Origin of the sequence: Pseudoalteromonas sp. S554 (assembly GCF_005930865.1) — a bacterium.
GTDB classification, from domain to species: domain Bacteria; phylum Pseudomonadota; class Gammaproteobacteria; order Enterobacterales; family Alteromonadaceae; genus Pseudoalteromonas; species Pseudoalteromonas marina.
This window is the reverse complement of the sequence record NZ_PNDV01000006.1, coordinates 1-23793: the sequence shown is the minus strand read 5'-3', so window position 1 is coordinate 23793 and position 23793 is coordinate 1. Positions and strand designations below refer to the sequence as shown.

Genomic DNA, 23793 nt, shown 5'->3' with positions numbered 1-23793 from the left:
GACTCATGGAATGAAATTATAAATTAAGCATTGATGCGTACTTAGTTGGTATTAAATAATGATGTTCCATGATTCCATGGCTATTGCTCAAGAGAAAATGACTCAAGTGTGTATGTTCTTAGAACGCTATGCATTGCCGCCAACGCCCCTGAACTTTCAAGTTGTTTACACCTACGTTAGCCAAGCAAATTTAAAATTAAATAAAGCATTAGATCGCGCTATTTCCACCGATGAAAACATTGATGGCGTATTAATAGAGCAACTTTACTTTGAATTTTTAAATGTCGGACACAATACGCAAGTGTCGATGATTCAAAACGTAGACGGCGTTATTACTTCATTGTCTAACAATGCGCAAAATACAGAAAAACAAATCAGTCGCTTTGCAGATCAAGTGAGTGAATGTGTTCATTCGCTTGACGAAAACAATATAGAACAAAGCCGCCAAGCACTTAACAAACTTGATAAGCAAACTGCTGAGTTACTCGCTCAACATAAAAAGTTTAAGCAAGAGCTAACGAGAGCAAAAAAACTACACGAAAGAACACAAAAACAACTTTCTCAACTTCGTAAGCAACACATTATAGATAGTCAAACTGGCTTATTTAAACGCCATTACTTAACCCAACAAACTGAATTATGGGCGACTCAAGACAAGTCTATTTGTGCCATTGCCATTCAAATAGATAATTTAGCGCATTTTGTTGATAACTTTGGCGATATTATTGGTGAAGTGATTTTAAATAAAGTGGCTAAACAAGTTCAAAAGTATGTAATGCAAAGTGGTTTACCGGGGCGTACCGCTAAAGATCAGTTCACTGTTTTATTAGCTGGCATTGACCCTGAAACAGCGATTCTCATTGCTGAAAAAGTTCGTAAAGGTGTAGAAAAACTGCGTTTTGTAAGCTCAAAAAGTGGCGCAAAACTGCCCAGCATTAACTTATCGCTTGGAATCGCTCAGCATCAGCAAAAAGAAGACTTTAACCAACTGGCTAAAAAAGCGTCCCATGCGGCATTTAAAGCCCGCTCTCTTGGCCAAAGTAGTTTTACCGCCGGCCAATAAAACACCTGATAAATCATATTCAAATTGCACCTTCGGTGCACAATAAAGTACACTAGTGCTTATTGCCACGATAGAGATTAATCATGAACGAGACCCCAGAAAAGACCACGCACTTTGGCTACAAAACCGTTGCTGAAAACGAAAAAGCATCAATGGTTGCAGATGTATTTCACTCTGTTGCGGCTAAGTACGATGTAATGAATGATTTAATGTCTTTTGGTGTCCACCGTTTATGGAAACGTCAAACTATAGCCAGTTCAGGCGTGCGTAAAGGCCATCATGTTCTTGACTTAGCCGGTGGTACAGGCGATTTAACTGCAAAATTTAGTCAACTGGTCGGTGAAACTGGCCAAGTGGTTTTGGGCGATATTAACTCATCTATGCTCAAAGTAGGTCGTGAAAAGCTTCATAATTTAGGCCTTGTAGGCAATATTGACTACGTACAAATGAATGCTGAAATGCTGCCATTTCCAGATAACAGCTTTGATGTGATCACCATCGCCTTCGGTTTACGTAATGTAACCGACAAAGACAAGGCGCTGCGCTCAATGTATCGCATACTAAAGCCAGGTGGTCGTTTGTTAGTATTAGAGTTTTCTAAGCCAAAACACGAAGCACTTAGCAAAGCGTATGATTTTTACTCGTTCAATTTATTGCCAACAATGGGCAAGCTAGTTGCTAACGACAGTGAATCTTATCAATATTTAGCAGAGTCAATTCGTATGCACCCAGACCAAGATACGCTTAAAGCTATGATGGATGAAGCTGGGTTTGAACAAACAACGTATCAAAACCTAACAGGCGGAATTGTTGCCCTTCACCGTGGTTTTAAATATTAAGGCACAGAGTCATGGCGCTTGATCAAGCATCTGAAAAAAACAGTGATAATACAGATACATCGACCTTTTTGATGCTACCTAACTTTGTACTTTCGCTTGTTGAGCGCATTTTAAATCAAGCACTTAAACTCGACCCTAACGTTGCCCAAAAGCTAAACACGGTAAAACAACAGCGTTTACTTGTTGAAGTTAGAGACTGGCAACAAACCATACACGTTGTTTTTGCTGACGAAAAATTACACCTTTATGCCGCTGACAACAGCGATTATAGCGATTGCATGATCAGCGCCGATATAGACACGCTTGTTGCTCTTAAAAACCCAGCCATGCTTACACAGCTAATTCGTCAAGATAAACTCGATTTACAAGGCGACTTGAATATAGCGCAAGCATATAGCGGTGCATTTTCGGGGTTAGACATAGATTGGCCCGAACAGCTATCAAGCTATATTGGCGATGCGCCAGCTCAACAACTTTATTTGCATTTTATGTCGCTAAAGCGCCATGGTAGCAAAATTAACGCGCAACTAAGCACCACGTTGACAAGCTTATTTCAAGACGAGCTAGCTATTACGATTCACCCTTTAGAGCTTGCACAATTTAAACAACAAAACCGAGAGCTAAAAGGCCAAGTTGCCGCCATAGAGCAGCGTATAAACACTTTATTAAGCGCCAAAACACGCTAAGGACTTTTTGTGTCTTCTTCACGATTGTATTACATCACTAAAACATTACTTAGCTATGGTTTAGACGAATTAGTGCCTAAAAGTAAAACACCTTGGTTTGCAAAAATTGCCAGGGGGTGTTTATTTTGGCTACGAAATCAGCATAAAGAAAAACCTGCAGGACTGCGCTTACGTTTAGCATTACAAGAGCTAGGACCTGTATGGATTAAATTTGGCCAAATGCTGTCAACACGTCGCGATCTACTTCCTCACGATATCGCGCAAGAGCTTGCCTTTTTGCAAGACCAAGTTCAGCCTTTTGAAGGTGAATTGGCGCAACAAATTATAGAAAATGCACTCGATATTAATGACATTAGCGAGCTGTTTAGTGAATTTTCACAAACGCCATTGGCATCTGCATCAATAGCACAAGTGCATACTGCAACACTAGTTGACAACGATAATATTGAGCAAGATGTTGTTATTAAAGTAATTCGCCCAAACATCCATGAACAAATAAATGCAGACTTAGCATTAATGGAAAAGCTTGCTCAGGTGCTTGCTAATGTTCATAACGAATCAAAACGCTTGCGCCCTGTTGAAGTAGTAAAAGAGTATAAAAAAACACTGCTTGATGAATTAGACCTAATGCGTGAAGGTGCCAATGGCATTCAATTAAAACGTAATTTTGATGATTCAGATGCACTCTATATCCCTACTGTTTACAGTGATTACAGCCGAAGCAACGTGTTAGTGATGGAGCGTATTTACGGTATACCCGTGTCAGATACCGAGTCGTTAATAGCGCAAAATACAAATATGAAATTGCTTGCAGAACGTGGAGTAGAAGTGTTTTTTACACAAGTATTCAGAGATAGTTTTTTTCATGCAGACATGCATCCCGGTAATATTTTTGTATCTCGCGAGCATCCCGAAAACCCTAAATATATTGGTATTGATTGCGGTATTGTTGGTACCTTAAGCAAAGAAGATAAGCGCTATTTAGCAGAAAACTTTATCGCCTTTTTTAATCGCGACTATCGCCAAGTAGCCCAACTGCATGTTGACTCTGGCTGGGTTCCTGAAGATACCAGTATCGAAGAGTTTGAATTTGCTATTCGCACTGTTTGCGAACCTATTTTTAATAAGCCACTTGCTGAAATATCATTTGGGCATGTACTGGTAAATTTATTTAACACCGCGCGTCGATTTAATATGCAGGTGCAACCACAATTAGTACTACTTCAAAAAACATTACTCTATGTTGAAGGGCTGGGAAGACAGCTTTATCCTCAACTAGATTTATGGAAAACGGCTAAACCCTTCTTAGAGCAGTGGGTTAAAGAACAAGTAGGGCCGTTATCTGTCTTAAAACAAATGTATGCAAACCTACCATTCTGGGCAGAAAAAATGCCTGAGTTACCTGACTTGATTTATCAAAACTTAAAGCGCCCAGTGCGCACCCACGCAGTTGTAAAGCCAGCTTCTCATAAAGCGTTAGTGCTTAGCTTGTTGGGGAGTGCTACTTTGGTAGTGTCTGCACTGTGTTATTTGCAACATGATTTAATTGCTGCGGGCGTTACAGCAACCTGTTCCGCCGCGTGTTTTATTGCGGCATGGCGACACACATAAACAAAGTGCTATTTACGGTTTAGGGCGTATAATTAGTATTTAAAATATACATTTAATCATTTTATTATTTTATTATTTGGAGAGAACCATGGGATTGGGCGGCATTAGTATTTGGCAATTATTGATTGTTTTGGCAATCATTGTACTTCTTTTTGGTACTAAAAAATTACGCGGCATGGGGGGTGACTTAGGCGGTGCTGTTAAGGGGTTTAAAAAAGCAATGTCGGATGAAAAACCAACTGAAACAGACTCCCCTGAACAAATTCAAACGTCACAAAAAACGACGACTGATACTGAAAAAACAAAAGACACCGATAAGGCTTAATTAACATGGGCATGTGGGAGCTAGTTGTTGTTTTTATTGTAGGGCTTGTTGTATTAGGGCCTGAACGTTTACCCGTTGCAATAAGAACGGTTAGTCGCTGGATCAAAACTGTTAAATCTCTTGCTAACTCAGTTAAAGCTGAAGTGAGTGAAGAATTGCGCGTACACGAGCTCCACGAAAACCTAAAAAAAGCTGAGCAACAAAACCTACAAGACTTAAGCCCTGAATTACAAAGCTCATTAAGTGAGCTAAAACAGGCTGCAGAATCAGTGACTCACAGCTATAAAAAACAGCCACAAGAATCAGAACCTAACCAACAAATTGATGAAAAAAAGTGAATTTAATTTACCTTTCTATGGTCAACTTACTAAATGGTATAAATAAAAATGGTTGAGGAAGTAAAATCGGGGTTTGTAGCTCATTTAATAGAGCTGCGTGACAGGCTTATAAAATCACTGTTGAGTATTTTAGTTATTTTTATTGCAATAGTGTATTTTGCAAACGATATATACGCGTTTGTTGCACAGCCGTTAGTCTCTCATTTGCCAAGCACTGCAACCATGATTGCAACCGATGTCACTGCCCCCTTCTTTGCCCCATTTAAGCTGACTTTATTTGTTGCATTATTTGCGTCTATACCTTGGATATTGCATCAAATTTGGGGGTTCATAGCGCCGGGATTATATCAGCATGAAAAGAAAATGCTGATGCCTATTCTTGCTTCCAGTATTTTACTATTTTATGGCGGTATCGCATTTTGCTATTTTGTAGTGCTACCCATTATTTTAGGTTTTTTCACCAATACGGGGCCTGAAATGATGACCCTAGCGCCAGATATAAGTAGTTATTTAGGGTTTGTATTAAAGCTGTTTTTCGCGTTTGGCGTCGCATTTGAAATTCCAGTTGCTATTATGCTTTTGTGCTGGAGTGGTGCAACGACAACAACGAGCTTAAAAGAAAAGCGCCCTTATATTGTGGTGGGTGTTTTTGTTGTGGCGATGTTTTTAACGCCGCCCGATGTTTTATCGCAGACATTATTAGCATTTCCGATGTTGCTTTTGTTTGAATTAGGTTTAATTTTAGCGAAATTTTACACCGCTAAACCACGAGAAGAAGTTGAGGAATAAAATGAAAAAACAAATACTCTCACTACTGGTTATATTGAGCGCACCTGCATTTTCTGCGCAGTCAGACATTAATACTCAAACGCTAAAAGCGTGTAGCTTTATCGAAAATGACTTTAACCGTCTGTTGTGTTACGACAATACAATGGCGGGTAAACCACTTACACAATCTACAGTAACCCAAAAAGTGACAGCGCCAACAACAGCCACCAATGTCCCTGTTGTTGCAGTTGAAGCGCCAAAAGAAGACTTCGGTCTAGAGCACAAAGAAAATCACACAGAAAAAGACAGTGAAATAAAAGCAGCGGTCACATCTGTTGACAAAGCCCCCTATGGCGAGCTGATCATCACTTTAGATAACAACCAAAAATGGCGCCAAATTGGTTCTGATAGCATGCGTTTGAAGGAGTCTGATACTGTAACCATTACCCGCGGTGTATTTAACTCATTTTTATTACGTAAAGATGGTCAAAACCGTTCTATTCGCGTTAAACGAACTAAGTAATGCCTTACACACTGGTTGATGCTGGCGTTAACTTAACAAACCACCAGTTTGATGATGAGCATTCAGATGTCATCTCCCGCGCTCAAAGCGCGGGTGTTGAAAAAATGCTGCTTATTGGTTGCGACATCTCATCAAGTGAGCAATCTTTAGCACTTGCTAAAAGCTATCACTTGTTTTCAACCGCCGGTATTCATCCACATGATGCCAAAACAGCAACTGATTCATTAGAAGACCAATTAACATTGCTTGCCACTCAACCTCAGGTTGTTGCTATTGGTGAATGCGGGCTTGATTATAACCGTGATTTTTCGCCTCGAAATGTTCAACGTAGCGTATTGAGACGCCAACTTGCACTAGCCGAAAAGTTAAATTTACCGGTTTATTTGCATGAGCGTGATGCGAGTGATGACATGATCAATATTCTTACGGAGTTCAATGTTCGCGGTGTGCTTCACTGCTTTACAGGAGACGAAAACGCACTCAAAAGTTATTTAGCATTAGGCCTATACATTGGTATCACAGGGTGGGTTTGTGATGAAAGACGCGGACAAGCATTGCAAGCTTTAGCCCCAAGCATTCCCTTAAACCGCTTACTTATAGAAACTGATGCGCCTTTTTTAATTCCACGCACAGTTAAACCAAAGCCTAAGTCGCGAAGAAATGAGCCAGCACTATTAACGCATGTCTGCCAAACACTTGCTGAGCTATATCAAATAGATGCCAAGAGTGTGGCTAAGCAAACAACAGATAACTTTTATGCTGTTTTTGGTTTAGAAGCCCGTTAATGAACAGTTTAAAGGCTGCTATTTGCCTACTTATAGTGCTTTTCACTTTTAAAAGCTTTGCGTCTACCGTAGTAATAAATTCAGATTTTTCATCCCATATCGTTACAAATCTTACTTATTCTTTTGAGCCTTCATCGATAGAAACAGCTTTACAACTTGAGCCTAATAAATGGCATTCGGTTAACACCAAATTGTTAAATTTTGGCCTAGAAAGCCGCCCTGTTTGGGTTACGTTTGAAATAAATAACACGTTAAATAGTCGCTTTAGTCCATTAATTTTAATAGACAATCCATTTTTAAATGAAGTTCAGCTGTTTCACTTGAGAAATGCACAAATACTGTCAGAAATGCGGCTAGGTGATTCATTCTCACTTGACGAACGTACTATAAAGAGTGAGTTTTTGTTAACTAAATTAACGCTTCCAGCAAGCTCCTCCACTCGGGTTATTCTCAAAGTTAGTAACCCATCAGGTTTACGTATCCCTATCAGTTTATGGCAACAAGATGTTTATTTAACTCAAAAAGAGGGTTTTAACTTAGTTTATGGATTAATGGTCGGCTTTTTAGCAGCATTGGCATTAAGCTGTATACTTTTGTATGGATTTACTCGAAAGCGCTATTTTGCACTAGCGGGAGCGATCACTTTCACGCTAGGGCTTTTTTTAGCGTACCTTGGCGGCTTTGGATTTCGTTACTTGCACCCAAATATTCCCACAATCCAACAAGTAATAATGCCAATATTACTTATTTTAATTGCGCTGTTGTTTTTCCCTCTTCAACAACAAATGTGCAAGCCTCACGCTCAAAAAATTATACGTGTGCAAAAATTAATAACAAAATTGCTGGCTGCCTCTCTATTATTTATTTGGCTACTTCCTAACTGGTTGGTCACTGCATATTGCCTAATAGCGACCCCTCTTGTTTTAAGCCTATACTTTTTAACAACCTACTTATCTTCTCGCTCCCACCCTTCAAAATCTATAAATGCATTATTACTAGCTTTAGGCTTTTTTAATGCAGTAACGGTTTATTTTATTATAACCGTGATGGGATGGTACACCTTTGAACCTATGGGGTTGGTCATTGTATCGGTGTTCTTTTTTAGTTGTACATTTTGCTTATGTTATGCAGTTATGAAGCAATTTATAACTGAACGAGATGAGCAGATAATCGAACAACAAACTGTGATTGCAGAAAGTACGGCTCAAGATACACTGTTAAAAGAGCGACTCGCACTTCAAGAAGAAGCTCAGTACGAGCTTGAATCACAAGTGGACGAGCGAACGTTTGAACTACAAGTAACACTTAGAGAACTTGAAGAAAAAAACAGAGAGCTTGAACAGCTCAATACAGAAGATGCACTAACAGGCGCTAAAAATCGCCGCTTTTTTGATAAGAAGCTGGTAATGGAACTTCGTCGTTCTCGAAGAGAGCAAACACCGCTAAGTATTATTATGATTGATATCGATCACTTTAAAACAATTAACGATACCTACGGACACTTAAGCGGTGATAACGTGATAAAAGCAACTGCTGATATTATTAAACGCTTTTTGAAACGACCGCTGGATGAGGTCGCTCGCTATGGCGGTGAGGAGTTTGTAATTTTACTCCCTAACACTGCAAACCAAGGCGCCTTTGATATAGCAGAGCAAATACGACTAGATATATACCAAAACCCAGTCATTGTTGCAGGTGCTGAGATTAAATTTACGATTAGTGCCGGTGTATATACATTTATCGCTGATGATATAAATACCCCTGAGTTATTCACTGAATGCGCAGATAAAGCACTTTATAGCGCTAAGCAACAAGGTCGTAACCAAGTTGTTAATTTTGAAACTATACAATAGGAGCATAGTAATATGGCCCAATCTGGACTAGACCTTTTCCCATATACTCGTATGCGCAGAATGCGCCGCGATGACTTTTCTCGTCGTCTAATGGCCGAAAACCAACTTAGTGTAAATGACCTTATTTACCCTGTTTTTGTACTAGAAGGTAAGAATCGCCGAGAAGTCATCGAATCAATGCCTGGAATTGAACGTTTATCGATTGATTTTTTGCTTGAAGAAGCAAAAGAGCTTGTAGATATAGGTGTACCTGCCGTGGCTATTTTTCCGGTAACTCCTGGTGACAAAAAATCACTGATGGCTGAAGAAGCCTTCAATGAAGATGGCTTAGCACAACGTACTGTGCGCGCTTTAAAAGAAGCTTTTCCTGAGCTTGGGGTTATTACCGATGTAGCCCTTGACCCATTTACTACTCACGGTCAAGACGGCATTATTGATGATAAAGGTTATGTAATTAATGATATAACCACTGAAATTCTTGTTAAGCAGGCGCTTTCGCACGCCGAGGCAGGCGCAGATGTAGTTGCGCCATCTGACATGATGGATGGTCGTATTGGCGCTATTCGCGAAGCACTGGAAGCAGATGGCCATATTCATACACGTATTATGGCTTACTCAGCTAAATATGCGTCTAGCTACTACGGGCCTTTTAGAGATGCTGTAGGCTCTGCAGGTAACTTAAAAGGGGCCGATAAGAAAACCTATCAAATGGATCCTGCCAACTCAGATGAAGCAATTAGAGAAGTCGCGCTTGATTTACAAGAAGGTGCCGACATGGTGATGGTTAAACCCGGTATGCCCTACCTTGATATTGTACGCCGCGTTAAAGACGAATTTGGTGTACCTACTTTCGCATATCAGGTTAGCGGAGAATACGCAATGCACAAAGCAGCGATTGATAACGGTTGGCTGAGCGAAGAATCCACAATTATGGAGTCTTTACTCGCTTTTAAGCGCGCAGGGGCTGATGGCATATTAACCTATTTCGCTAAGCAAGCCGCGCAATACCTCACTAAAAAGTAAGTAATTGATAAAAAGGCGGTAAAACCGCCTTTTCGTTTACATTCATTAACATAATTGTATTATTTTTGTCATTTAGATTCTCTAAACTGGTGTCCCATTTTGGGATTTAAATACACGGGAATAATAAAAAATGTTAAAAACAAAAATAACGCCACTGGCGCTTGTTATTGCAAGCATAAGTGCACCAGCGTCCGCTGATCTAATCATTTCTGAATATATTGAAGGTAGCAGTAATAATAAAGCCATTGAACTTTATAATAATGCTGATACCGAGATTTCTCTTGAAGGCTATGTTTTAGGACTTTATTCAAATGGTAGCAGTTCAGTTGGTAACTCGATTGATTTAACAGGTACATTAGCCGCTAATACTACCTACATAATTTCAAATCCGGGTGCAACAGCCGACATACTGGACATTGCAGATACAACTAGCACTGTGACTTACTACAACGGTGATGATGCCCTTGTTTTAACTAAAGACGGCGTGATTGTTGATAGCTTTGGCCAAGTGGGGGTTGATCCTGGGTCATTTTGGTCCGATGCTACGGCACAAACACAAAACAAAACGTTACGCCGTAAGCTAAGCATAACGTCAGGTCGCACCGATTCAACTGCTGAGTTTTTACCAAGTGAAGAGTGGGAACAGTTTGATATTGATACCTTTGACGGTCTCGGTTCTCACGCGGGTAATGGTGGCGGAACAGAACCTGAACCAGATCCAATTGACCCAATTGTATGTGCTGCAGACAAAACGCTAATTAGTGCTATTCAAGGCGAAGGAAACGAAAGCCCACTCGTTGACACACTAGTAGAACTAGAAGGTATTGTTACTGCCGACTTCCAAGGCGATGATGAACTTAAAGGTTTCTTTGTAACCTCTCTTGCCGCTGATGAAGATACAAACCCACTAACTTCTGAAGGTGTATTTGTTTACTTTGCAGATACAGATGTAAACGTTGGCGATCACGTACGTGTTCAAGGTACAGTTGATGAATACTTCGATTCAACGCAAATATCTGATGTTGTTCAAGTTGCGGTATGTGCAACGGGTCAATCAGTAAGTGCCACTAAAATTTCTTTACCTTTAGCAAGCCAAGATGATTTAGAAGCCTTTGAAGGAATGCTGGTTACTTTAGACCAAGAGTTAGTTGTAACAAATAACTTTGGTTTAGGCCGTTACGGTGAAGTTGAGCTTGCAACAGAACGTTTATACCAAGGCACACAAGTTGCTATGCCTGGCGATGCAGCTAACGCAGTTGAAGTAGAAAACTTAACTAAAAAAATCTTAGTTGATGACGGTTCAACTGTTCAAAACTCAGATCCTACTGCTTACCCGACCCCAGGTTTATCAGCAGAAAACACATTACGTACAGGCGATAGTGTGAACAGCGTAACAGGCGCATTAGCGTATAGCTTTAGCACATACCGTATTCACCCAACAGTTGCACCGCAGTTTATTGCAACTAATCCACGTGAAGACGCACCGGAACTAAATCCTGAAGCAGACTTACGTGTTGCAAGCTTTAACGCTCTAAACTACTTCAACGGTGACGGCCAAGGCGCTGGTTTCCCAACCAGCCGCGGTGCTGACTCACTTGAAGAGTTGGTTCGCCAAGAAGCTAAGTTAGTAAGTGCAATTAGCGCAATGCAAGCTGACGTTGTTGGTTTAATGGAAATTGAAAACGATGGCTTTGGTGAGTTTAGTGCAATTGCAAGTTTAGTAAACGCACTAAATGATGCTGACAGTGCTAACGAATATGCTTTTGTAGACTTTAATGTTAACCAAGTAGGTACTGACGCAATTACAACAGCACTTATTTACCGCGCAAACAAAGTTGAAGAAGTAGGGTCTGCTGCTATTACTACCGCAGCACCATTTGATTTCAGCAACCGTACACCTATCGCACAAAGCTTTAAATCGTTAGAGTCGCAAGAAGTATTTACTGTTGCTGTAGCGCACTTAAAATCAAAAGGCGGTTGTGGTAGTGCAAGTGGCGCTAATGAAGATCAAAACGATGGTCAAGCATGTTGGAATGAAATCCGTACAGAAGGTGCAAGCGCATTTGCTGATTGGTTAGACAGCAAACCAACAGGTGTAGACGACGAAGATATTATCTTAGTGGGTGATATGAACGCCTACGCGATGGAAGATCCAATTCGCAAATTTGACGAAAAAGGCTACAAAAATGTTGTTGCTGAGCTTGATGGTAATACATTAGCTTACTCTTACAGCTTCTCAGGCCGCGCTGGTAGCCTTGACCATGCAGTGGCGACTGAGTCTTTACTTAGTAAAGTAGTGGCTGCTAAAGATTGGCACATTAATGCCGATGAGCCTATCGTACTTGATTACAATGTAGAGTTTAAGAGCGAAGGGCATCAGTCTACTCTTTACTCAGAAAGTGCATACCGCGCGTCTGATCATGACCCTGTGATTGTTGATATCAAATCTGAAGTTGTGCTTACACCAGAAGAACAGACTCCTGTGGTTGCCCCAGATCAAGTATTCTCTATTGATGAAAACAGCGCTGTAGGTACTGTTATTGGCATGCTTGATTACTCAGATCCTAACCCTGAAGATTCACCTGTTGTTAAATTTATCGTGTCTGAAAACGATAGTGTGTCAATTAATGATCAAGGTCAGCTAATTGTTGCTGGTGAAATTGATTATGAATTTGAAAACCGCATTACGTTTACTGTACAAGTTGAAGATAGCGTTGGTAATGTATCAAAAGCTGAAAAAGTTGCTGTGAAGGTAAATAACTTGCGTTCAGATGATGATAACGATGCTGGCTCATTGCTTTGGTTATCTCTTCTTTTAGCACCACTTTCTATAGTGCGTCGCTTTAAAAAGAAATAATTAGCTTAAAGTAAAAAATAAAAAGCCGCATTCGCGGCTTTTTTTATTCCTCTGTAAAAATAATTCAGACAAGCTTCAGCTATCCCCCCTTAATATCTTTTGCGTTAGGTAGTTCATTTTTTATTAAATGTAACTTTACAAACCTCGTAACTTCAGTACTTAACATCAAATTCATAGATTAATTTAGGCTTACCCATTAAGTAAAAAAATCACTTTTAAATGTGACCTAGCCGTTTTCATAAAGGAAGAAAAAATGAAGCAACTTATCAAATTAACAACACGATGGCAGTCTCATACTAAATCGATTTTGGGTTTATTTATTGCACTTTCAACATTTGCAGTTAGTAACCAAGCATTAGCAAGTACCACCAAAGCCTCTATTTCACAAAGTAGTTTATTTGATGTTATCAGCGCACGTGCAAAAAAATTAGCCAGTGAAGACTATAAGGCGCCAAACAATATTGAACTTGATGCACTAAATAACATTAATTATCAGGATTACCGCTCCATTCGTTTTAAGCAAGATCAAGCTGTTTGGAAAGATGATGGTTTGTATGAATTACAGCTATTTCATCCTGGTTTTTTATACAAAACACCGGTGACAATAAATACTGTTGATAGCGACTCAAAACACAGCAGACTTCCCTTTAATACTGACTTTTATAATTACGATGGAACGGCTGCACCGCTAAAAGATGAGTTAACTAAAAGCACAACCAATACACAGCTTGGCCATGCAGGTTTTAGGCTTCACTACCCTTTAAATACTAATACTTATAAAGATGAGATTATGGTGTTTCAAGGTGCTTCTTATTTTCGTGTTGTAGGTCCAAATCAAGTTTATGGCCTTTCAGCTCGCGGATTAGCAATTGATACAGCGCTTGCATCTGGCGAAGAGTTCCCTATGTTTAAAGAGTTTTGGCTAGTAAAACCGACAGCAGAACAAACTAACATTGTACTGTTTGCATTACTTGATAGCCCATCAGTATCTGGCGCTTATAAATTTAATATTGACCCTACTACCAACACAACCGTTAAAATAGACATGCAAATATTTGCCCGTAAAGACGTGAAAAAGTTAGGCATCGCACCACTAACAAGCATGTTTTATCATGGTGAAAATAGCACAAAATTTTTTGATGATTATCGTCCCGAGGTGCATGACTCTGATGGTTTGTTAACTCAATCACAGGATGACAAGTGGGTATGGCGCCCACTGAATAATCCATCGCAACTAAGCGTTACGTCATTTGCGTACGAAAACCCGAAAGGTTTTGGGCTTGCGCAGCGCGACCGTGACTTTAATAACTATTTTGATATAGAAGCACATTACCATGATCGCCCAAGCCTGTGGATTGAACCTCAGGGTGAATGGGGCAATGGCCGTGTTGAGCTAGTAGAAATTCCAACAGATACCGAAACAAACGACAACATTGTTAGCTACTGGGTACCAGAAACCCCCTTCAAAGCAGGTGATTCATTAAAACTTAGCTACAAAATGAGTACGTTTAATAGCAGTTTAAACAAACATGAAAAAGCACATGTAGTTCGTACTCGTATCGGCAGCGCGGCATTGCCCGGTGAAGATAACCCGCCACCACAAAGTCATCGTCAATTCACTGTTGATTTTTCAGGCCCTGCTCTAAATGCTCTCTCTGAACAACTTAAGTTAAATGCAGATATTCAGCTTACTACGGGTGAAGTAAGTGATGTATCCGTTCAAAAGCTGCCTGAAGGGTACGGCTGGCGTGTTGCTTTTAAAATTGCACCACAAGACGACAACCCCGTCGATATGCGCTTATCGTTAAAACTACGTGACAAAGACATTAGTGAGGTATGGAGCTATGTTTGGTATCCAAATGACATCAAGTAAGCAAAAAAAGGGAACGACAATGCCATTTAAAACAGCTCGTGTATGGCTTTTTGCAATTGCCGCTATATTCATATCAGGCTATGGCATATCAATCATGTTCGACATACTTAACTCAAACGGCATGACGTTGCTTGAGTATGCACTGCTTGTCTTATTTTCTATTACATTTGCATGGATAGTGACGGCATTTTGTAGTGGCACAATAGGGTTTGTATTACAGCTATTTCGTATCGATCCACTTACCTTAAAGCGCATAAAACCAATCGCGATCCACGCCCAAGCTATTGCTAAGCAAAAAACAGCGGTTGTAATGCCTATTTACAACGAAGACACCCACCGTGTAATTGCTGGTTTTGAAGTAAGTCTAGCGTCGCTTAAAGAGACAGGACAGCTCGAACACTTTGATTTTTACTTACTAAGCGATACACAAGACCCGCAGATAGCCGAGAATGAACTCAATGCATGGCACGCAATGTGCGAGCGCTTAGGAGATACTGCCAAACATATTTTTTATCGCCGCCGTGAAGACAATAAACACCGCAAAGTAGGCAACCTAACGGATTTTTGTGAACGCTGGGGTAGTAAATACGATCATATGATTGTACTCGATGCAGACAGTATAATGACTGGCAAGTGTATGCTTGAGCTAACAACTAGCATGCTAAATAACCCACAAGCAGGTCTTATTCAGACAATCCCTATTCCGGTTCGCCAAGATACTTTTTTTGGTCGCTTTTTACAATTCGCATCGGTACTCTACAGCCCCATGCTAGCTACTGGCTCTGCTTTTTGGCAAACCGATCAAGCTAACTACTGGGGACATAACGCAATTATAAGGGTCGATGCCTTCATTAAATGTTGTGGCTTACCTACGTTAAAAGGGAATGCCCCCTTTGGTGGTGAAATTCTCAGCCACGACTTTGTTGAAGCTTCTTTACTTCACTCAGCAGATTGGGATGTATTGTTGTTATCTGAAATTGAAGGTAGCTATGAAGAAGTTCCAAGCAATATATTAGACTACGCAATTCGTGATAGGCGCTGGGTACAAGGCAATATTCAACACCTTGGTTTATTGTCATCAAATAAATTAAAGCTTATGAGTAAGTTTCATTTTTTACTGGGTGCAACAGCATATATATCGTCGCTTATTTGGCTATCAATGCTCGCATTAAGTACTATTGATGCCGTTACCCGCGCATTAAACAGTGATGTCTATTTTAATCGTGCTTATCAGTTATTTCCTACATGGCAAATAGCTAAAACAGATTTAATTGACTCATTACTTTATTTAACCATTATTATTTTATTAATGCCTAAGTTAATGGGGGTCATTGTTACCCTAGTCCACAGAAATAAGCGTTTTGGTGGGTCAATTAAACTCATAGCTGGTTCAATTATTGAAACTTTGTTTGCCGTTATTGTGGCACCGCTGATGATGGTTTTTCATGCTTACTTTGTAGTATGTGTATTTTTAGGTAAAAAAGTAACGTGGGATGCTCAACCGCGAGAAGGCCGCATGGTGTCGTGGAAAGAAGCCTTTGGCTATACACTATTTTCAACCGTAGTTGCAGTTGTTTGGGGCGGGGTTGCTTATTACTTTACCCCTGTATTTTTCTGGTGGTTATCACCTATTTTATTAGGGCTGATACTTGCAGCTCCCATTGTTCGTTACTCGAGTAGTATTAAGTTTGGTGTAGCGCTCAGAAAACTAGGTATATTTATATGCCCTAGTGAAGTCGATAACAGCAAAACACTCGCTGCACTTAAAGTACATTTACAAACAGTATCAGTACCAAGCAAAGGACAATACCCTGAAGCTTTGCCAGCACTACCAGCAGAGCAATTAACAACAATGCCAGTACAACGTTTTCATCGTGTTCGTAAGCTAAAAATCAAAAACCTCAAAGCAAAGTTAATTAGAAAGTTTAATTAACCGTGCATCACACTAAAAAGGAGCGCTTAGCGCTCCTTTTTTTATGCTTAAAATATATGCTAACTATAGATTTCACAGAAGCTAGAAAAAATTTTAACCAATAAAAAACCCGCAACATGTGCGGGTTTTTTTAGAGTTTAAAAGGCTAATTACTTAGCAGCTTTTTTCTCTTTTTCTGCAGCGATTACCGTTTCAGATACGTTAGCTGGACAAGGTGCGTAGTGTGAGAACTCCATAGAGAACTGACCACGACCTGATGTCATTGTACGTAGTGAACCGATGTAACCAAACATTTCTGATAACGGAACGTCAGCTTTAATGCGAACGCCAGTTAAACCAGCTTCTTGGTCGCTTAGCATACCACGACGACGGTTAAGGTCACCGATTACGTCACCAACGTGATCTTCTGGCGTGAACACGTCAACTTTCATGATTGGCTCAAGAAGTTGTGCGCCCGCTTTAGGGATCGATTGACGGAAAGCGCCTTTAGCAGCGATTTCGAATGCGATTGCAGATGAATCCACGGCGTGGAAGCCACCGTCGAAAAGTTCTACTTCAACGTCAAGTACAGGGAAGCCAGCTAGCACACCCTCTTGCATCATTGATTTAAAGCCTTTCTCAACTGCAGGCCAGAATTCTTTAGGTACGTTACCACCAACAACTGATGATGTGAACGTGAAGCCTGAACCCACTTCGCCTGGCTTGATGCGGTAATCAATTTTACCGAACTGACCAGAACCACCAGATTGTTTCTTATGCGTGTAGCTATCTTCGATTTCACGAGTGATAGTTTCACGGTAAGCAACCTGTGGTTGACCAACAATAAGGTCTACACCGTAAGTACGCTTAAGGATATCTACTTTGATATCTAAGTGAAGCTCACCCATACCTTTAAGGATAGTTTCGCCTGAATCTTCATCAGTCTCAACTTGGAAAGATGGATCTTCTGCAACCATTTTACCGATAGCAACACCCATTTTCTCATTACCGCCTTTATCTTTAGGCTGTACAGCAATCGAGATTACTGGAGTTGGGAATACCATTGGTTCAAGTGTTACTGGGTGCTTAGGATCACAAAGAGTGTGACCAGTTTGCACGTTCTTCATACCAACGATAGCGATGATATCGCCCGCTTGCGCTGAAGTAAGCTCTTTACGCTCGTCAGCTTGCATTTCTACCATGCGGCCAACACGTTCTGTTTTACCAGTAAACGCATTAAGGATAGTGTCACCCTTGTTAAGCTTACCAGAGTAGATACGTACGAATGTTAATGCACCAAAGCGGTCATCCATGATTTTGAATGCAAGCGCTTTGAAAGGTTCGTCTGCAGAAACAATTGCAAACTCGCCGTTTTCATTACCTTCTTCATCCATAAGAGGTTGAGGATCAACTTCTGTAGGAGCCGGTAAGTAATCAACAACAGCATCAAGTACTAGTTGAACACCTTTGTTTTTAAATGCAGAGCCACAGAACGTTGGGAAGAACGCAAGGTCACGAGTACCTTTACGGATACAACGCTTAATATCTTCAACAGAAGGTACTTCACCTTCCATGTACGCTTCCATTAGATCATCGTCTTGCTCTACAGCAGTTTCGATAAGCATTTCATGGTATTCTTCAGTTTTTTCTACCATGTCTGCAGGAACATCTGTGATTTCGTAGTTTTCAGGAAGACCAGTGTCATCCCAAACGTATGCTTTTTTAGTAAGAACGTCTACAACACCAACAAAATCATCTTCAATACCGATTGGTAAAGTCATGATTAATGGTACAGCACCAAGTACTTTACGTACTTGCTCAGTTACACGGTAAAAATCAGCACCCATACGGTCTAATTTGTTTACGAAAATAATACGTGCAACTTCTGATTCGTTCGCGTAACGCCAGTTAGTTTCTGATTGTGGCTCAACACCACCAGAACCACAGAATACACCAACACCGCCATCTAATACTTTAAGTGAACGGTAAACTTCAACTGTGAAGTCAACGTGTCCAGGAGTATCGATAACGTTGAAACGGTGATCTTTCCAGAAACAGCTTACTGCCGCAGACTGGATAGTAATACCGCGCTCAGCTTCTTGATCCATGAAATCGGTAGTAGATTCACCATCATGAACCTCACCTGTTTTGTGGATAGTACCTGTAAGCTTCAGGATACGCTCAGTAGTAGTGGTTTTACCCGCATCAACGTGCGCGAAAATACCAATGTTTCTGTACTTCGATAAATCTGCCATTATTTTACTCTTAATAAAGTCGATAAATTATTCGGCGGGAGTATAGCATTACTTAAAGCGAACATCACCATAGAAGTCGCTTAAAATGCAATCAATTCACTATATTTTTTTTACAAAGAGAATATATTAACGGTACAACACGCTGTTTATTATATAAACCAATAAAAACGTTAGGCTTTATTTCATAAACACTGCATTTTAAATAATGCTTTTTAATTTTGTATCGGTAACTTAAAAGGCCTTATTGATATCGAGCATATTGTTATGTTTAATAATTTTTACTGCAGCTGCGCCCTTTAAGGTATAAATAAATAGTCATAAATTCTCCCATAAACACATTGAAGAAAGGTTTATTTAATTACAGTTAAAGCAGGCGAGTATTTAAAAATAACGCATTACTAAAGCTCTTCACGATTCAATCTGTATGATAATATCGATTAAAAATAGGCCACTATATAAACCTATAAGTGGTATGCATTAATAACAAATAATAAGAATTAAAAATGAAACGGACATTTCTTTACCCTCTTTATTGGCTACTAACATGTGTTTTATTTCTATGTAATGCACCAGCTTATGCTACGCAATATAAAATAGATGCACCTGGTAATTGGGTCACCCTACATGACGTAAAACAGCCCCAAAAAAGTGATATGGCAAAAGTGCGCGATGGCACACTTTACCTATTACTCGACAACCAGACTTATGTTCCTGAACGTCAAAAACAACAACGATACACACGCCTAGTAATGCAAGCACTTAATCAAAGTGGCGTTGACTATATAAGCCAGTTAAGCCTCAATTTTGACCCAAGCTATCAGACCCTAACATTGCACACACTCTCCATAATTAGAGATGGTAAGCACATAGATAAGCTTTCAACTGCAAGGTTATCTGTTATCCAGAGCGAGCCTGATTTAGCTGATAAAATTTATAACGGAAGGCTTTCTTTAAATATCATTGTTGACGATATGCGAAGCGGAGATATGCTCGATTATAGCTACAGTGTTACCGGCAGTAATCCTATCTATGCCAATAAATTTAGTACTCGGCGCACACTAAGGTGGTCAGTGCCCGTAGTGCAACAGTATATGCGTGTTTTATGGGGTAAAAAAACACCTCTTAATATAAAAACCATAAATGGCACTGCCGAAACAAAACAGACTGAAAACCAATACGGTACGGACTACTCTATATCAGAGTTCGAAGCCCCTTTACTCACGCAAGACTCTGAAACACCCACCTGGTACAACCCATACATGCAAGTTTATCTCTCTGAATATAATAGTTGGGACGAAGTTGTTAATTGGGCATTACCACTTTATGAGTCAGCAATCGAAACACCTAGTAGTATTAACGCCATAGCGCAATCTATACAGGCACAGCATACCAATACATCCGATAGGATTGCCGCAGCATTACGCTTTAGCCAAGACGAAATACGCTATTTAGGTTTAGAAATGGGCACCAATTCTCATCAGCCAACGCCTGCCTCAGAAACGCTATCACTACGGTATGGTGACTGTAAAGATAAAACAACTCTACTCATTTCATTATTAGAAGCGATGAAAATAGAAGCATACCCTGCTCTTGTAGATACAGAAGAAACTAAGCGCTTAATAGAACTACCGGCCACAGCAAGCGTTTTTAACCACGTAATTGTAACTCTTGAGTACAAAGGCAAACGCTATTGGCTGGATCCAACCATTAGTTATCAACGAGGGACACTTCCCTATTTAGCGCAGCCCGATTACGGATATGCGCTTATTATAAAAAATGGCGAAAATACATTAACGCCTATGGCACAAACTCCTGTGCATAAAACGGTAATAGTAAACGATCAATTTTATATTCCTAAAACAGTAAAAGAACCGGTCCTATTTACTACCGAATATTCTTATGCCGAGTTTCAGGCTATTAATCGCAGAAGTAATTTAGCGCGCAACGGGCTAGACAGCGTTGCAAAATCATACCTTGAATACTACCAAGGTTTTTTTGACGAGCTCAAAATCGATAAACCCATGGCGGTAAGTGAGGACCAACAAACAGGTCAGTTTATCACTAGCGAGTCGTACCTTATTAGCCAATTTTGGGAAAAAACCAGTGACGGATATGAAGCTGATTTTTACGCCTCTGAAATACAAAACAGTGTTTACGAGCCAAAGCAAACTAATCGCAAAGACCCACTTTATTTTGAATACCCCAATATAATCGACACCAGCATAAAACTTCATTTTACTGAAAAAAACTGGGCGTTTGACAATAGCCAAGACGAGATTGATAACGACTACTTTTATTTAAAAACATCCGTTAGCTTTAATGATAATATTTTAACGCTAAGCTATCACTTTTACGCAAAGAAAGACCATATTCCCGCTGATAAAATCAGCGACTACCTAGCGCAACGAAACAAACTTATTTCAGCCACGCACTACTCAATTTTAAAGTACGCAAACACAACTGAGGCGCCTCAAACAACGGCCGACATACTCGATAACCTTGGAGGTAACTGGCTTAAATACGCACTTGCCGGTTACCTTTTATTATTCATTTTCTTTATTGCAGACTGGCGACTCGAGTCGGCAAAGCGACCTACTTTTGAAAATACCCCATTTTACGCTGTATCGGTCAGCAAGTTTATTATTTACAGCATTTTAAGCTTAGGTATTTATATTAACTATTGGTGCTACCGTAACTTTAAAGCTATAAATCAGCACAGCAATGCCAATATAATGCCTATTGCTCGCGGTATTTTCGCCATTTTATGGTATTACCCCCTTTATCAAGCACTGAAGCAACACAGTGAATTGCAATCAAGTAAAAGTAAAATAATCCCAAGCTGGGGGGCTGCTGTTTTATTTTTATTAGTACTTGCAACCACATTGGTTTACCGCATGGAAGAATACGCCACTATCGCATTGCTGGTTATGCCTTTTCTATGGCTTCCATTAGTGAGTTACATAGAGCACGCAAACACCAACCAAAAAGCTTTGCATTACAATTCTTACTGGCGAGTCAGACAGTGCTTTATGTCTCTGGCGCTTTCGCCAATATTACTCTTCGGTGTACTTCAAGAAGCTAATATTTTACCTGGTAGCGCTATAATAAAAGGCGAAAAGTTATGGGCTTATCAAACTCACTTTTTAAAACGTAACCGCCTAACACCAGAAAATGAAGACGTTCTCTATTTTTATAGTGATGCCATGTTTGACTATCGAGACGATGGAAACGGAATAACTGATAATTATATTTTTAGCTACTATAAAAACGATGCTGGAAAGCTTGAGTCAGACCTTAGTCACTTTAATGACATTGATAAAATAGAAACCTCATACGGTAAAACTGAACTAGATAACACCACTATTAAAGTAATAAAAACAGATGGAAGTGATTTTTTACTTATTGTTAGCAGGTTTAATAAGCTCGATGAAGTGCTAGTTGATAAAATAAATTTACGCTTAAGTGAAAATAAAAAAGAGTAGTTATTTAACGCTAACATACCGATTTAAAAGAGAATAAAAAATGCGCTCCAAGATAATGATAATTATTTGCATTTGAGTGTTGACAGATACTTAGATCTAATTGATAATCACTATCAACAAGGCAGAACATACAGCTTTGTAACGGAATGAATAACTTGTTTCTCGACCCTGAAACAACGTGTGGCGCACGTTAACAGCTATGGTTACTTGTTATTAACCGCAACGCCCCTTGATGTTGATGGTAAGTAACCGCCCTACTATTTTACTTGCTACATTGCTCATATCGGTGACGGTAGATATGAAACTAAAAAAGCCCTTACGGGCTTTTTTTATGTCTGAAATTTAGTGAGCAACATACTCACATAAGCTCACAATTTAACGGCGGTTTTTTCGTGCGCGTGCACGGCGCTGTTTTTTCTCTTCTTCTTTAGCAGCTTTTTTAGCTTCTGCAGCGGCGCGTAATCCGGCAACCATTATTTCTTCTTCTTCACGCATGGCTGGTGTTTCCATGGTAATGCGACCAATAATGCCATCTCGAAGTTCGTTAATGAGTATTTCAGACATTTTATACGTGTCTATTTGATTACCACCACGAATACAACCACGCTTTTTACCCGCCATTTCCACAAATTCCCAATCGCTTTCTGGCAATTCGTTTAACTTATAGCGCGCTTTTAGTAGTTCAGGATAAGCATGCAATAGATATTCAGCGGTGTAACTAGCAACTTCTTCGTACTCAAGTGCAGTGTCGCGTATTGCACCCGTTGCACCTAAACGATAACCTGAATTCTCGTTCTCTACTTTTGGCCAAAGCATGCCAGGCGTATCGTATAGCATAATGCCGTCTTCAAGCTTAATGCGCTGCTGCGCCTTGGTAACCGCAGGTTCATTACCCGTTTTTGCCACTATACGACCAGCTAATACATTAATTAATGTAGATTTACCCACGTTTGGAATACCCATGATCATGGCTTTAATTTGCTTATCGGCACCCACTTTATGCGGCACTAACTTTTTACAAAGCTCATTAATACGGTGCACTTCAGCTGCTTTATCATGACCAAACGCAATGGCTTTAACACCACTTTCTTGCTCAAAGTAGTCTCTCCATACTTGAGTCATTTTAGGATCGGCTAAATCAGCCTTATTTAAAATTTTGATGACCGGTTTGCCTTCACGAAGCGTTGTCACCATTGGATTTTCGCTACTATAAGGAATGCGTGCGTCAAGCACTTCAATGATCACATCCATTTGTGGCATTATTTCTTTAATTTCATTTCGGGCTTTATTCATGTGCCCAGGGAACCACTGTATTCCTGCTCTACTCATTTGATTTATATGACCTTTAATTAAAGGCCGCAGCCTATGGGTACTAATGTGGGTACTAAAAGTAAAACTATGCTTTTGTACTTTCCGTTTATGGGAGTAAGTTTACTACAAAACTGTACTTGGATTCTCATGAAAATATATGAATAACTAAATATCAGTAACCGTCGGCTAAACCACACCTAAACATTTATTTTATATTCGCTAAGCTCATTTCTTTTTAATAACAGGAGTGAGTTATGCAAACCAATCGAACACAACATTGTCTAGATAT

17 protein-coding genes are annotated in these 23793 nt (G+C 39.9%); 15 read left to right on the top strand and 2 right to left on the bottom strand.

Annotation, left to right across the window (positions count from 1 at the left end; translation table 11 throughout):
* The first annotated feature begins 76 nt into the window (after nucleotides 1–76).
* The 14 genes from CWB65_RS03475 (at nucleotide 77) to mdoH (ending at nucleotide 16477) form a co-directional block, all read left to right on the top strand.
* Nucleotides 77–1063, top strand: coding sequence for a GGDEF domain-containing protein (locus CWB65_RS03475; protein ID WP_138739890.1), 987 nt, complete (start codon nucleotides 77–79; stop codon nucleotides 1061–1063).
* An 83-nt stretch (nucleotides 1064–1146) separates the two neighbouring features.
* Entirely contained in the window at nucleotides 1147–1902 is a 756-nt protein-coding gene (gene ubiE, locus CWB65_RS03470) for a bifunctional demethylmenaquinone methyltransferase/2-methoxy-6-polyprenyl-1,4-benzoquinol methylase UbiE (RefSeq protein ID WP_006793864.1), read from the top strand.
* A gap of 11 nt (nucleotides 1903–1913) precedes the next feature.
* The gene (locus CWB65_RS03465; protein WP_039038481.1) at nucleotides 1914–2588 is read left to right on the top strand and encodes a ubiquinone biosynthesis accessory factor UbiJ; all 675 of its coding nucleotides are present in this window, start codon (nucleotides 1914–1916) and stop codon (nucleotides 2586–2588) included.
* Between the two features lie 9 nt (nucleotides 2589–2597).
* Nucleotides 2598–4199, top strand: a complete 1602-nt coding sequence (gene ubiB, locus CWB65_RS03460) for a ubiquinone biosynthesis regulatory protein kinase UbiB (RefSeq protein ID WP_008127149.1) — start codon at nucleotides 2598–2600, stop codon at nucleotides 4197–4199.
* An 88-nt stretch (nucleotides 4200–4287) separates the two neighbouring features.
* A complete protein-coding gene (gene tatA, locus CWB65_RS03455) occupies nucleotides 4288–4524 on the top strand; it encodes a Sec-independent protein translocase subunit TatA (protein WP_008127151.1) in 237 nt (78 codons plus the stop codon).
* Nucleotides 4525–4529: 5 nt separating this feature from the next.
* Nucleotides 4530–4862 carry a Sec-independent protein translocase protein TatB gene (gene tatB / locus CWB65_RS03450; RefSeq protein WP_006793860.1) on the top strand — a complete coding sequence of 111 codons (333 nt, stop codon included), beginning with the start codon at nucleotides 4530–4532 and terminating at the stop codon, nucleotides 4860–4862.
* Nucleotides 4863–4910: 48 nt separating this feature from the next.
* Nucleotides 4911–5651 carry a twin-arginine translocase subunit TatC gene (gene tatC, locus CWB65_RS03445; RefSeq protein ID WP_006793859.1) on the top strand — a complete coding sequence of 247 codons (741 nt, stop codon included), beginning with the start codon at nucleotides 4911–4913 and terminating at the stop codon, nucleotides 5649–5651.
* A gap of 1 nt (nucleotide 5652) precedes the next feature.
* Nucleotides 5653–6153, top strand: coding sequence for a hypothetical protein (locus CWB65_RS03440; protein ID WP_008127154.1), 501 nt, complete (start codon nucleotides 5653–5655; stop codon nucleotides 6151–6153).
* Nucleotides 6153–6938, top strand: coding sequence for a TatD family hydrolase (locus CWB65_RS03435; protein ID WP_008127156.1), 786 nt, complete (start codon nucleotides 6153–6155; stop codon nucleotides 6936–6938). The genes CWB65_RS03440 and CWB65_RS03435 overlap by 1 nt, the downstream gene beginning before the upstream one ends.
* Nucleotides 6938–8791: a sensor domain-containing diguanylate cyclase gene (locus CWB65_RS03430; RefSeq protein ID WP_008127158.1), complete on the top strand. Its 1854-nt coding sequence runs from the start codon at nucleotides 6938–6940 to the stop codon at nucleotides 8789–8791. The genes CWB65_RS03435 and CWB65_RS03430 overlap by 1 nt, the downstream gene beginning before the upstream one ends.
* 12 nt (nucleotides 8792–8803) lie before the next feature.
* The gene (gene hemB / locus CWB65_RS03425) at nucleotides 8804–9814 is read left to right on the top strand and encodes a porphobilinogen synthase (protein WP_008127161.1); all 1011 of its coding nucleotides are present in this window, start codon (nucleotides 8804–8806) and stop codon (nucleotides 9812–9814) included.
* 130 nt (nucleotides 9815–9944) lie between these two features.
* Nucleotides 9945–12671 (top strand): ExeM/NucH family extracellular endonuclease, encoded by a 2727-nt coding sequence (locus tag CWB65_RS03420; RefSeq protein ID WP_008127164.1) that lies wholly within the window; start codon nucleotides 9945–9947, stop codon nucleotides 12669–12671.
* A gap of 253 nt (nucleotides 12672–12924) precedes the next feature.
* Nucleotides 12925–14544 carry an OpgD/OpgG family glucan biosynthesis protein gene (locus CWB65_RS03415; protein ID WP_008127165.1) on the top strand — a complete coding sequence of 540 codons (1620 nt, stop codon included), beginning with the start codon at nucleotides 12925–12927 and terminating at the stop codon, nucleotides 14542–14544.
* Nucleotides 14516–16477 (top strand): glucans biosynthesis glucosyltransferase MdoH, encoded by a 1962-nt coding sequence (mdoH, locus tag CWB65_RS03410; RefSeq protein ID WP_033024986.1) that lies wholly within the window; start codon nucleotides 14516–14518, stop codon nucleotides 16475–16477. The genes CWB65_RS03415 and mdoH overlap by 29 nt, the downstream gene beginning before the upstream one ends.
* 149 nt (nucleotides 16478–16626) lie before the next feature.
* On the opposite strand, the gene fusA is transcribed toward mdoH, so the two are convergent.
* Nucleotides 16627–18711 (bottom strand): elongation factor G, encoded by a 2085-nt coding sequence (gene fusA, locus CWB65_RS03405; protein WP_138739883.1) that lies wholly within the window; start codon nucleotides 18709–18711, stop codon nucleotides 16627–16629.
* 503 nt (nucleotides 18712–19214) lie between these two features.
* Between fusA and CWB65_RS03400 the strand changes: the two genes are divergently transcribed.
* The gene (locus CWB65_RS03400; RefSeq protein ID WP_138739882.1) at nucleotides 19215–22193 is read left to right on the top strand and encodes a DUF3857 domain-containing transglutaminase family protein; all 2979 of its coding nucleotides are present in this window, start codon (nucleotides 19215–19217) and stop codon (nucleotides 22191–22193) included.
* Between the two features lie 375 nt (nucleotides 22194–22568).
* Here the strand turns inward: CWB65_RS03400 and ylqF are convergent, their stop codons facing one another.
* Nucleotides 22569–23522: a ribosome biogenesis GTPase YlqF gene (gene ylqF / locus CWB65_RS03395; protein ID WP_008127168.1), complete on the bottom strand. Its 954-nt coding sequence runs from the start codon at nucleotides 23520–23522 to the stop codon at nucleotides 22569–22571.
* Nucleotides 23523–23793: the final 271 nt, after the last annotated feature.